Source organism: Qipengyuania sp. S6317L1 (genome assembly GCF_023015615.1).
Classification (GTDB): domain Bacteria; phylum Pseudomonadota; class Alphaproteobacteria; order Sphingomonadales; family Sphingomonadaceae; genus Erythrobacter.
In genome coordinates, this window is sequence record NZ_JALKAJ010000005.1 from 13,158 (window position 1) to 25,187 (window position 12,030).

Annotated in this window: 13 protein-coding genes; 9 read left to right on the plus strand and 4 right to left on the minus strand. The window is 55.6% G+C overall.

The window, feature by feature from the left end:
• Positions 1–39 precede the first annotated feature (39 nt).
• Both MWU38_RS11695 and MWU38_RS11700 read left to right on the plus strand, forming a co-directional pair.
• A complete protein-coding gene (locus MWU38_RS11695) occupies positions 40–1,227 on the plus strand; it encodes an SRPBCC family protein (protein WP_247271999.1) in 1,188 nt (395 codons plus the stop codon).
• 41 nt (positions 1,228–1,268) lie between these two features.
• Positions 1,269–1,574 carry an EthD domain-containing protein gene (locus MWU38_RS11700; RefSeq protein ID WP_247272000.1) on the plus strand — a complete coding sequence of 102 codons (306 nt, stop codon included), beginning with the start codon at positions 1,269–1,271 and terminating at the stop codon, positions 1,572–1,574.
• Here the strand turns inward: MWU38_RS11700 and MWU38_RS11705 are convergent.
• The 4 genes from MWU38_RS11705 to MWU38_RS11720 all read right to left on the minus strand — a co-directional run bounded on the left by MWU38_RS11705 (position 1,571) and on the right by MWU38_RS11720 (position 4,823).
• Complete coding sequence (locus MWU38_RS11705) at positions 1,571–2,017, minus strand: nuclear transport factor 2 family protein (RefSeq protein ID WP_348646893.1); 447 nt, start codon at positions 2,015–2,017, stop codon at positions 1,571–1,573. The two genes, MWU38_RS11700 and MWU38_RS11705, sit on opposite strands and share 4 nt — an antisense overlap.
• A gap of 10 nt (positions 2,018–2,027) precedes the next feature.
• On the minus strand, positions 2,028–2,717 hold the full coding sequence (locus MWU38_RS11710) for an SDR family NAD(P)-dependent oxidoreductase (protein WP_247272001.1): 690 nt from the start codon (positions 2,715–2,717) through the stop codon (positions 2,028–2,030).
• Entirely contained in the window at positions 2,717–4,060 is a 1,344-nt protein-coding gene (locus tag MWU38_RS11715; protein ID WP_247272002.1) for an aromatic ring-hydroxylating dioxygenase subunit alpha, read from the minus strand. Before MWU38_RS11715 ends, MWU38_RS11710 begins: the two co-directional genes overlap by 1 nt.
• 97 nt (positions 4,061–4,157) lie before the next feature.
• Positions 4,158–4,823 carry a TetR/AcrR family transcriptional regulator gene (locus tag MWU38_RS11720; RefSeq protein WP_247272003.1) on the minus strand — a complete coding sequence of 222 codons (666 nt, stop codon included), beginning with the start codon at positions 4,821–4,823 and terminating at the stop codon, positions 4,158–4,160.
• A 181-nt stretch (positions 4,824–5,004) separates the two neighbouring features.
• Between MWU38_RS11720 and MWU38_RS11725 the strand changes: the two genes are divergently transcribed.
• The 7 genes from MWU38_RS11725 (at position 5,005) to MWU38_RS11755 (ending at position 12,017) form a co-directional block, all read left to right on the plus strand.
• Positions 5,005–7,218 carry a TonB-dependent receptor gene (locus tag MWU38_RS11725; RefSeq protein WP_247272004.1) on the plus strand — a complete coding sequence of 738 codons (2,214 nt, stop codon included), beginning with the start codon at positions 5,005–5,007 and terminating at the stop codon, positions 7,216–7,218.
• Between the two features lie 60 nt (positions 7,219–7,278).
• Positions 7,279–8,025, plus strand: coding sequence for an SDR family oxidoreductase (locus MWU38_RS11730; RefSeq protein ID WP_247272005.1), 747 nt, complete (start codon positions 7,279–7,281; stop codon positions 8,023–8,025).
• A 33-nt stretch (positions 8,026–8,058) separates the two neighbouring features.
• Positions 8,059–9,267, plus strand: a complete 1,209-nt coding sequence (locus MWU38_RS11735) for a cytochrome P450 (RefSeq protein ID WP_247272006.1) — start codon at positions 8,059–8,061, stop codon at positions 9,265–9,267.
• A gap of 71 nt (positions 9,268–9,338) precedes the next feature.
• The gene (locus tag MWU38_RS11740) at positions 9,339–9,692 is read left to right on the plus strand and encodes a GFA family protein (protein ID WP_247272576.1); all 354 of its coding nucleotides are present in this window, start codon (positions 9,339–9,341) and stop codon (positions 9,690–9,692) included.
• Positions 9,692–10,246 carry a nuclear transport factor 2 family protein gene (locus MWU38_RS11745; RefSeq protein WP_247272007.1) on the plus strand — a complete coding sequence of 185 codons (555 nt, stop codon included), beginning with the start codon at positions 9,692–9,694 and terminating at the stop codon, positions 10,244–10,246. Before MWU38_RS11740 ends, MWU38_RS11745 begins: the two co-directional genes overlap by 1 nt.
• Positions 10,243–11,592 (plus strand): aromatic ring-hydroxylating dioxygenase subunit alpha, encoded by a 1,350-nt coding sequence (locus MWU38_RS11750; RefSeq protein ID WP_247272008.1) that lies wholly within the window; start codon positions 10,243–10,245, stop codon positions 11,590–11,592. The genes MWU38_RS11745 and MWU38_RS11750 overlap by 4 nt, the downstream gene beginning before the upstream one ends.
• 11 nt (positions 11,593–11,603) lie before the next feature.
• Positions 11,604–12,017, plus strand: coding sequence for a nuclear transport factor 2 family protein (locus tag MWU38_RS11755; protein WP_247272009.1), 414 nt, complete (start codon positions 11,604–11,606; stop codon positions 12,015–12,017).
• Positions 12,018–12,030 lie beyond the last annotated feature (13 nt).

The window sequence follows — 12,030 nt, forward strand, 5'->3', positions numbered from 1 at the left end:
GCGTCACAACTTGGTGCAAACTGGGAGAATTGGGACGCCATGACAAAGGTAGAACGGATCAAATCCATCGGCAACGCAGCAGAGGCGATGATCGATTATGTCGAGAATAAACACACGCATCTGACCGACAGCGTTCTGCCGATCGCTGCCGATGCCTATTCCGACCCTGAGCAATGGCAGCGCGAGATTGATGTCGTTTTCAAAAAACTGCCGCTGATGCTGGCGTTTACTGCCGAATTGAAAGAGCCGGGCAGTTACAAAGCCATGGAAGCGGTGGGGATGCCGATCCTGATTACGCGCGACAAAAAGGGCCAAGTACACGCATTCTTGAATGTATGTTCGCACCGCGGCGCGCCAGTCGCCGAGGATGGTCACGGGAGCTGTTCGCGCTTTGTGTGCCCGTACCACGCATGGACTTATGGCCTTGACGGTAAGCTGCTCGCGGTTTCGGAAAAAGAGCTGTTTGGCGATGTAGACAAGAGCAAGCGAGCCTTGCGCGAACTGCCTTGCGAAGAACGCGCGGGGATGATCTTCGTTTGCCTTGATCCAGATGGATCAATCGACATCGACGAATTCTTCCAAGGCGCGCTGGGCGATTACGAGGATATGGATCTTGCCAATTGGTCATTTCTTGGCAGCCATGAAATCCAGGGTGCCAATTGGAAAATTGCCTATGACGGTTATCTCGAAGGGTATCACTTCGCCGCTCTGCACCCAGAGACAGTTCATCCGCGCACCCCGTCGAACCGGATGCATTTCGACTTCTTCGGGCCGCATATGCGGATCGGTTTTCCGCATCACGCAATTGCCGAGAACTTGAGCAATGTCCCGCGTGAGGAATGGGGCACTCAAGAGAATAACGGCTTTGATTTTGTCCGTATCCTGTTCCCCAACGTCTCAAGCTTTATCGCGCCGGAGATCACTCAGATCGCCCAGCTTTTTCCTGGGCCGACGCCTGACAAAAATCGGACCGTTCTCAATTACCTGCGCCGCGAGCCGTATAAGGATGATGAAGACCGCGAGACGACCGAAGGTTTCATCACCTTCTTTCGCGACGTGACTTATCAGGAAGATTATCTGATGGGTGACGCTATCCAGAAGGGGGTCGAAACCGGCGCGCACAAAGAGCTGGTGTTTGGCCGCAATGAAATCGGCAATCAGCATTTTCACAAATGGCTGAACTGGTATCTTGCCGAAGATCCCGATGCGCCAAAGCCTGTCTCTTGAGTGGGGTTACGCTGATAACATTGCTCAGACGCCGCGACGGCATGAGCAAGGCGGATTTCATCGATTATTACGAGGCACAGCACCGTAAGATCGGTGAGCGCGTGCTGAAAGGCTTTGCGACGCGCTATATCAGGCGGTTTATCCATCCGCTCGATGGCGAGGATCAACCTTGTGATTTCGATGTGGTGATGGAAATCGATTTTCCCGATCGGGCGCGGATGGATGCGTTTTTCGAAAGCGCGAGCCAGCCCGATATCGCCGCGATGATCGCCGAGGATGAAGAGAAGCTCTTCGACCGAACGCGCATTCGCGTCTTTACGGTCGAAGAGCACTCCTCAGAAATCTAACCGCGTTCTTCGTGGATGATGCGATAGGCGCGGTAAGTGAAAAGCCATTGGCCCTCGCGCTTTTCCAGACGGTCGTCATACCGGCCGGTGCCGCGCACCAATTGGCCGTCGTTGTGCGGGTCCTCGTACACTTCGTGAGTATATCCGGTCGATGTGGCGGTATCGCCATCGACCTCAATCGCGCCCGGCTCCATGAAATAGACCATCGGCTTTTGCATCTTGCTCGTGCCGTAAACTTTCATGGATTCGATCCAATTGTTGACGATCGTCTCTTTGCCTTCGAACACGCCAAGGTCAGGATATTCCGGCAATTCCCAGCGCGCATCGTCCGCCCAGATTGAGCCCCAGATTTCCGGGTCTTGGCTCATCACGCCGTGAGCATGGGTGTTCATCAATTCGCGGATCGCAATCCGGTCTTCAAGAGGTCCAGTAAAGACCATCATTCGCGCTCCCTTACCAGGCGTGGTGTTCGCCATTCCAGTTGAAGAATTCGCCGCTGTCATCAATTGTCAGGCGATCAGCGAGCGTCATCGTTCCAGCAACGCTTTCCTCGGTGGTGATGTCTGCATCGGGACCGCCCATGTCGGTTTTTACCCAGCCCGGGTGGAGCAGGACGACGATGATGCCGCGTTCCTTCACGTCGATCGCAACCGAACGCATCATGCGGTTAAGGCCGTTCTTCATCGTGCCATAAGCGTACATACCGCCATAAGGCCAAGTGGATGCGGCAAGCTGGCTCGAATAATTGATGACCTTTGTGCCCTTATGCATCCGTGGCAAAAACGCCTTGAACACGGCGAGCGGCCCTTTGACCATGATCGCAAAGGCCTGGTCCCACCCATCCCAGTCGATATCGGTTTCAAGCTCGTTATTGGTGGGGCCTGTGACCCCTGCGACTATGTAAAGATAATCGACCGGCTCATCACCTGCTCCGGATGAGGCCGAAGCGACTGACGCTGGGTTGCCGATATCCATCGCATGAACGGTAATCGCACCATCGCTTTGATCGGCGGCCTCAGCCAAGTCGGACGCGCTGTCAGGTGAGCGGACGAAAGCAAAAACTTTGTCGCCGCGCGCGGCATGACGCTGTGCCAGTTCCAATCCAATCCCGCGGCTTGCGCCGACAATAAATACGTTTGCCATTAAGGCTTCCTTCCCTCGATCCAGTCGTTGAGCACTTCATGGAAAAAGCGCACTTTTGTTTCCTGCGCAGACAGATACGCGTCTGAATATCCGCGCGAATGCATCCCTGCCTGCATCCCTTCGGCAAGCTCCATGTCCTGATAGACAATCTGGCCAGACAGTTCAGGGATACCGCGCCCTTGATCAAAATCGCGATGTTCGCAGTGGGTCGCCTCTTGCAAAGGGCGGATCCCGGCCATGATCGACTCCACCTCGGTCTGCCCTTCTACGGGAAATGCCATGCACCACAGGTCAAAGTAGCATTTCTCCGGGTCTTCGGGGTGAGGCTCGCTGCGGAAGAAGACCAGGTTGTCGGGCAGGAAGCTGATCGTGACATTGGGGAACATCACCGTATGCGGACTGTCGGTGATCTCTTCTTCATTGAGGTGCTCGTAGTGGAGATAACCTTTTTCCTTCCAGAGCTTGCGTTTGGCAGCCTTAAGGTCTTTCCAGCCCTGAATCGCAAACTCTTCGTATGTCTCGTATGTCTCAGGGTCGATGTCCCATTTGCGCAGTTCGGCCTCGAACATGGCGTTACCGCCGCCTTCCGGTCTGTCAGTCAGGGAAGGGCGCATGGGCTGGACAGTGCGACCGAGCCCATTGGGCCAGATTTCAAGCCGCGCAGAATCCACATCCTGATCAATCCAGGGCGGAACCTGCGGATGGGCGGTGCGGGTGTGGTAGCTTTCCGAGAAATTGTCTGTGACGAACTTCCAATTGGCGTTGAGAGCGATGCGATACCACGCCACGCGCACGGCCTTGTCCATGTCGTAACGTTGATAAACCTCCATCATGGGATAGAGATAATCGTGCAAACTCGGCGCGTTGTCGTCCATTGTGTACCAGACAAACCCGCCCCACGTCTCGCAACGCAGCTCTTTCAGCTTTGCCTTGCCGCAAGGGTTGCCTCGCACAAAATCGTCTGCGTCTTGCGCATATTCGACCACTCCATCGAGGCCATGACGCCAGCCGTGATAAGGGCAGGTGAAGGCATCAACGCAAGAGGAATCCTGAACCAGACGCATCCCGCGGTGTGCGCAGGAATTGTAGAAAGCTTTCACTGATCCGTCGTGCTGGCGCACGCAGATCACCGATTCTTTCATAAAATTATGGACTACGAAGTCGCCTGCTTCTTCCAATTCGGCAGTGCGACCAGCGACGTGCCAAATCTTGGTCCAGAGGTGATCCCACTCCTTCTGCGCGAACTCTTTTGAGAAGTAGCGGTCACCGGTGATCGGATCACCGCGCAGGTTTGCCGGGTCGCGCCCGTTCATCGGCGGCGGAACTGAGGCTTGCTTATTCATTGCATCGTCTCCCAAACGATTTGCAGCACATATTGCAGCGCGTCCCAGGGAACGCATACTATCACTTTGGGCAGAATTCCGGCAGACCTGTCGGTTTCTAATCTTCCTCGGCGTAGAGCTGTTCGATCACTGTTATGAGCTTGTCCCTGACTGCGCTGCGGCGTGACGGGTTGCCGAGAAATGGGCGATTAACCAGCAATCCCAGATGAAGCGCCGCTGCAAAGTCGCTTGCAAGGTGCAAGGCTTCGTGCCGACCATCCCATTGCGGGAAGGCCTCCTCCATTTTGTCCATCCACTCCTTGTCGAAGGCTTTGGTCGCCGGAACCAGTAGTGCTGCCAAATCGGCATCGGTACGGGCCGCCATCGCCAGTTCGAGATAGGCGGAGTATTCGGGTGTCAAAACGCTTTGCCAGTGCAGTTCGGTAGCAAGTCGGATTGCCTCAGCTGGTTCGGCATCGCGCAAGGAACTGAGATATTCGCCTAGAAAAAATTCGAGCCGGCGATGCTGCACGAAGTCGATCAGCGCCGCGACCAGTTCGGTGCGATTGGCAAAGTGGTGGTGCATTGCGCCGCGTGAAATGTTTGCCCTTCGCACGATCTCGCTGGTGGTGAGCCCGGCGTAGCCACATTCGACAAGGCAATCGATCGCCGCCTGCATTATGTTCTCGCGGGTCATTGCAGCTTTGCGCTGCTGCCAACGAGGCTCTGCGAGATCATTTGCACCGTGGACGATGGGAGTTGGGTTCGATTGTGTCACAGTCATCTCTCTAAACTGCATCGGGCGCGGGGGCAAAAGCAGCCTAGTCAAAAGCCCAGTATCCCTTCCACGTCGCATAAGTGCACAAAACCGACAGCCCCGTCGGTTTTTCGTGGGCAGCCATATAAAGCGCCAAAAATGGCGGTCTGCCCCTCGAAGCGGCTGATGTATGGGAGGGAGAAAACTAATGGGTTATGCAGTAAGGCTGCTCGCAGGCATTTCGTTGGTTGCGTTCGGTGCTGGTCAGGTCGCGGCGCAAGATAATGATCTCGCGCAGTCAGGCGACACAGGCGGCGTAAACGAGATTCTCGTGACCGCTCAAAAAGAAGCGCAGAACATCCAGGATGTGCCGATTTCAATCACCGCGCTTGCTGGGGAAACCCTCGAAAACGCACAAGTGAACAACGTCCTCGACTTGTCCAACTCGCTGCCTAACGTGCAGATCAATTCCTTTTCTAATTCGCCCGACTCCGCAGTCTTCACGATCCGTGGCATCGGTGTGAATGATGCTGATCCTTATGTCGGCACGACTGTATCGGTGGTCGTTGACGGGGTGGTCGTAGGCGTAAACACCGCCGCACTGCTTTCGCTGTTCGATATTGAGCGCGTCGAGGTCCTTCGCGGCCCGCAGGGCACTTTGTTCGGCGCAAACACGACCGGCGGTGTCATCAACGTTGTCACCAAGCAGCCCACCGGCGTTTTGGAGGGCGAAGCGCAGCTGGTTTACGGTAACTACAACCAGATCGAGGCAAATGCCTCGCTCAATTTCCCCTTGGGCGAGGACTTCGCTGGCAAAATCAGCGTTCTGCACAACTCGAACGACGGCTACTTCCGCAACTATCTCGATGGAGAGCGGTTGGGCGCGCACAGCATCACGACGCTTCGTGGCTATCTCCAGTATGACAACGGCCTCTACGATGCGACGGTGATTGGGGAGTACTCGGCGAGCCGCAACGATTCCCAAACAGGTGTTTTGATTGCCGAGCCGGGTGAGTTGTTCTTCACACCCGGTCAGACGCAAGACCCCTTCGATTATATGCGGGGCCAGTCGAACGATCAGCCAAATTCGAATGATCGCGACACATTTTCAGCGACACTGACACAAAATCTTGAGACGTCATTCGGCACGCTGACCTCGATCACGAACTATCGCGAATACGACAATTTGCTGTTTTCCGATGATGATGCCGTAACACCCGTGCTGCTCCAGACACGGCGAGACATCAGCCACCATCAATTCAGTCAGGAATTGCGCAATCTTGTCGATTTGAGCGATACGACACGTCTGATCGCAGGGGTGTTCTATTTTGAGCAGGAATACTTCCTCGATCAGTCAACCAAGCTGGATGGCTTCGCGCTAGGTTTGGGGCAGCCACAAACGCAGGATCAGGAAAACAAATCGATCTCACTGTTTGCGCAGCTTTATCAGGAGCTGACCCCTGAACTGACTTTGCAGGCAGGGCTTCGGTTTGCGCACGAAAAGACAGAGGCGATCTCGACGAATGCCAACTCGATCAATCCTGATGGTGGGCCTGCGAAATTTGATGATCCTTTGATCCCCGGCTCTGAAGTGATCGCGACTGGCGACGAAAGCTGGGACAATGTCGGCTGGAAGATCGGCATGGATTATAAGGCAAGCGATGATGTGCTGCTTTACGGATATTATGCACGCGGGTTCAAATCGGGCGGATTTACCGGCCGTATCGTGATCGCCGAGGATATTGGCCCGTTTGATCCGGAAGAGGTGGATACCTTTGAAGTCGGCCTGAAATCGGACCTTGCCGATGGCCGGCTGCGGCTCAATCTTGCTGCCTTCCTCAACAAATATAACAATCAACAAGTGGTGCAAAACCTGACTTTCCCGTCTGGCGCGAACTCAGCCACGATCACCAATGCCGGTAAATCGGAAAGCAAGGGCTTCGAGATTGAGGCAACTGCCGTTCCCGTCGATGGCCTGACGCTGACCGGCTCGCTTGCGTACCTAGACGCTGAATATCTGGAATATGATACCCAAGTGCTCGATGCCACAGGTGCATTGGTACCGGTATCGTTTGCGGGCAACAAATTGCTCAATTCCCCCGAATGGAACGCTGCTGTTGGAGTGAACTGGGAAGGGCAAGTGGGGCCGGGCGAGCTCAATCTTGGCGGGCAATACAGCTATACCAGCTCCAAGTTCACAGGCTTCACCAACCTGCCTGTTGAGCTTGTGCCTTCGATTAATCTGGTAAACGCCTTCGCCAGTTACTCGCCAGACAATTCCGGCATCACCATCGGTGTATGGGCGCGCAATTTGTTCGACGAGGAATACTTCAACCAACGCCTGAACCTCACCGGGATCGGTACGCTCGCCTCGATTGGTGCGCCGCGCACCTATGGCGTGGATGTACGGGTTGAGTTTTGAACGGGTCGGGCATGTGGGCGTTGCGCGCCCGCCTGCCGAGCAATTTCTAGGGAGAGTTTGATGGGAAAGATGGATGGCCGAGTGGCCCTGATCACGGGCGGTGCGTCAGGATTGGGTGAAGAAGATGCGCGCACGCTTGCACGCGAGGGCGCCAAAGTGGTTATCACCGACGTTCAGGACGAGCTGGGTGAGAAGGTCGCGGCCAGCATTGATGGGTGCCTTTACCTCAATCACGATGTGCGAGACGAAGCGCGCTGGGGCGAAGTGGTCGCAGAAACCATCAAGCAGTTTGGTCGTCTCGACACGCTGGTCAACAATGCGGGCCTTGTGCGTTTCGCGACGGTTGAAGAATTGAGCTATGACGATTTCCGGCTTCAGACCGAAGTGATGATCAACGGTCCCTTCCTCGGCTGCAAGGCGGCAATCCCGCACATGTCTAAAGATGGTTCGGGCTCGATCATCAATATGGCATCGATCGCGGGGCTGAAGGGCATCAGCGCAATTCCGGCTTACTCTGCGGCGAAGGCCGGGGTAATCGGCATGAGCCGGTCAATTGCCGTCCATTGCCGTGAACAGGGCTATCGTATTCGTTGCAACGCGATTGCTCCGGGTGGAATTGCTACTCCGATGACCGCTCAGGCGATGGCCGAGCTTCCCGAGGGCAATGCAGGGCGCGATCAGGCTGAAACTCACGGGATGGGCCAACCAAGTGATGTTGCCAATATGGTGCTCTATCTCGCCAGCGACGACGGACGTCACATCACGGGAACGACTATCACAATCGACAATGGCGAAACGATGGAATGAGCGGCAGATTGGCCTTGAGAGAGGATTGAAAATATGGCCAGCATTGCATTTTCCGATACCCCCGAGCACGTACCGTCTGACCTGTTGGTGGACGTAGATATCTACGCACCGCCCGGCTTTGAGGAGGACTACCATCAAGCGTGGGCGGCGCTTCAAGCGGCCAATGCGCCGCTGGTCTGGACACCGCGTAACGAGGGGCATTGGGTGGCACTGGGCGGCGAGGTAATGGCCGAGGTGCAGTCCGATTGGGAGAGGTTTTCAAACCGCGTCATCGTCCTGCCCAAATCGATCGGTGAATTGCACGGGCTGATCCCGACCACGATCGACCCGCCTGAACATCGCCCCTACCGCAAGCTGCTCAATGCAAACCTGCAACCTGCCGCGATACGGGGGCTGCACGAAGAGATCAGGGCAACCGCAATTGAGCTCATCGAAAGCTTTCGAGCCGATGGGCACTGCAACTTCACGGAAAGTTATGCGAGCGTCCTGCCTATTCGCATCTTTCTGGCTCTGGTCGGACTTCCTGAAAGCGATGCTGTGAAGATCCGTTTGTGGGCAGAAAGCATGACCCGGCCTGATCCTGTTATGCCATTCGCGGATGCTCGCCAGGCGTTTTTCGATTATCTCGATCCAATTATCAGTGATCGGCGCGCAAACCCGGGCGAAGATATGCTTTCTCTCATGCTCGCCGCAGATCTGGACGGACGAAAGCTTACTCAAGACGAGGCGCTAGCGCTTTCAACACAGGTGCTCATTGCCGGCGTGGATACGGTCGTCAATTTCCTGAGCTTCGTAATGCTTGAATTGGCTCGCAAACCTGACGCACGGGCGGCCCTGCAAGAAAATCCGGCGGGTATGCCTGCGGCAACGAACGAATTGTTCCGCCGCTTTGGATTGGTCACTATCGCCCGCGAAGTCAGAAACGACATCGATTTTCACGGTGTCCAACTGAAAGCAGGCGACATGGTCGCCATACCGACCGCCGTTCACGGGATTGATCCTGAGGTAAACGCCTGCCCGATGGACCTCGACTTCACCCGAAAACGGCCGCGACATTCCGCATTCGGTAGCGGCCCGCATATGTGTCCAGGTCAAGAGCTTGCGCGTAGCGAAGTTGCAATCACGCTTCAGGAATGGCTGGCGCGCATTCCCGATTTCGAGGTTGCGCCAGACAGTGATCTTTCCACGCGCCCGGGTATCGTCGGCTGTATCGAGCGGCTTTGTTTGAAATGGAGCGCGTAATGACCGACGCGACGCGCGAAGGCGGCTGTTTATGCGGGGCCGTGCGGTACAGTGTCCCATGGCCGCCGCTTATGTTGCTGACCTGTGCTTGTCGAAATTGTCAAAAGCAATCCGGTGCGGCGGTTTCGGTCGTAGGAGCCGCGCCGCGAGATCGGATGACCATCAAGGGCACGCTAAAAACCTACGAGGATGAAGGCGCAAGCGGGAAGGCTGTCTATCGCCAGTTTTGCCCCGAATGTGGATCACCCGTGCTGACCGACACGCCCGGTGCCGCAGAGCAAGAGATCATTTTCTACAAGGCGGGGACGCTTGACGACACAACCGATTTGGCACCGACTGTCCATTGCTGGACCGGACGCGGGCAAAAATGGGTCAAATATTCTGACGCCGACATGGTGATGATAGAACAAGAGGGATTAAACTGATGGCAGCGTTCGACTTAGAAGCCGAAGTGCGGGATCTTGCTGCACGGCGCGACATCAATGCCGCTGTGCAGCGCTATATGCGCGGGCTTGACCGGCTAGACCCAAAGCTCCAGCGCAGCGCCTTTCACGATGATGCTCTGGTCGATGCAGGGTTATCGGCTGGCGGACCAGACGAATTTGTTACATTCTGTCAGCAGCTTCTCGGTGATATGGAAGCCTCGCACCATTTGCTGGGTCAAGTTACAATCGAGTTCACTGGCGCAGATACCGCGAGCGGCGAGTGTTATTTTCAGGCGTGGCACCATACCAATGGCGAAGCTGGCGAACCGCGCGACCTCTTTGTTTCCGGGCGTTATATCGACGAATTCGCCTGCAAGAATGGCGAGTGGCGGATCGCCAAGCGGCGGCTTATCACCGATTGGGTATCCGACCATCCTGCCGACCATTCCTTCCTCGCACAGCCCGGTATCCACCGAGGCGGGCGAAGGGGAGAGGATTTTAGCGATCAACGTGATTGGCCCGTCGAACAACAAGATTCAGGAGAAACACGATGAATGTGCAAACCGGCGCAGCGCGCTACGCCCAAGGGCAAGACCAAGAAGTTCGCGGCGATCAAATTACAGCCGAACGCTATACCTCGCGCGAGTGGATGGAAAAGGAATTCCAAAACCTTTGGCCCAAGGTCTGGCACCTTGGCGCGGTAGTCGCAGAGTTTGAGGAAGAGGGCGATATTGTCCGCCACAATTTCGCCAATGAATCGGTGATCATGGTTCGTCAGGCCGATGGTTCAATCCGCGCGTTCTTCAATGTGTGCCCGCACCGCGGAAACCGCGTTGTCCTTGGCGATCAAGGCATGGGGGAAAGGATCACTTGCGCCTATCACGGATGGCAGTTCGATTCCTCTGGAACCCTTGTCAATGTGCAGGATCCGGACGACTTTCCCGGGGGCAATCCATGCGGCAAAGTCCACCTTACAGAAGTCCGGTGCGAAACCTGGGGTCCGTTTGTTTTCTGGTGCATGGACGATGATGTTCCCCCCCTTCTGGAATGGCTTTCACCTTACCCGGAAAAGCTTGCAGAATACGGTCTTGAGAACTGGGTTCGGGTGATGAACCTGTCGTGCGATGCGGAATTCAACTGGAAGATCGTGCGCGACAATTTCAACGAAAGTTATCACCTGCCAACGATCCATCCGGAATTGGCGACTTTCATCAATGACGGCCTGCCTGACACCGAGTTTGCGATGTACGATAGCGGCCACAACTCAATGTGGATGAAGGGGCACCAGGCAACCACGCGCCAGCATTTCGAAGCCGTGCCAACCCCGCTCGATGACATTGCACGCGCGTGGGACGTTGATCCCGATGAATACAATGGCCGCACCGAAGATATTCGTGAAGCGATCATTGAGGCCAAAAGGCGCCTTGGACCTGAGCGCGGCTTTACCAATTATGACGACATGACCGATCAGCAGTTGGTTGATTATTTCCACTGCACAATGTTTCCCAATCTGACGCTGACGATGTCGCCTGAACAGTGCCAGATTTTGCGCACAGAGCCGCATCCAACTGATCCCGCGAAATGCGTTTTCCAGCATTGGTGCCTCTATCCTCCGGTTGAGGGGATGGAGACGGTCGTCACACCCATTGGCGACCTGCCCCTGGAACACGATGCCGAGGTTCGCCACTCGGTCTATGGCGACGGGGTGAGCCTTGGCTTTGTCGCGGATCAGGATTTATCCATCGGAACCAGCCAGCAACAGGGCCTCAATTCGCGCGGCTTCAAAGGGTGCATCCTGACCTATCAGGAAAAGCGTATTCAGCGTTTCCACGAGCTGCTCAACGATATGGTTCTCGGCCACCCTACCGAACCGCAGCCGCCCATCGGTGGCGAAAGCTGAGGCCTCACTCGATGGGTCAGATGCCCGAAAATGTTCGTCGCGCAATCAAGGATTTGATGGCGGACTATTCGCACAGCCTTGATGCAATGGAGGATCCGGAAAAGGTCGTTTCGATCTTTACGCCCGATGCGGTGATCGACTTTTCAGCCGTCAACTTTCCGGCGATGAATGGCGAAGAAGAAATACGCGGTTTCTTTTCTGGTTTGTTTCCCGCGATGGCGGGCCAGTTTCACGACATGGCAAATTTTCGCCCCGTGTCGTGGGATGGCGAGGTCGCCATCGTCGACACTTACGTGATTGGCATGGGGCAACCCAAAGAGGGTGAACTGATCCATGTGCAGGTCAAATACACCTGGGAATGTGTCGAGACGTCCCAAGGGTGGAAGTGCCGTAAATTCTCTCTCACTCCGATGATGCCCGCCTGATCGTAGATCTAAT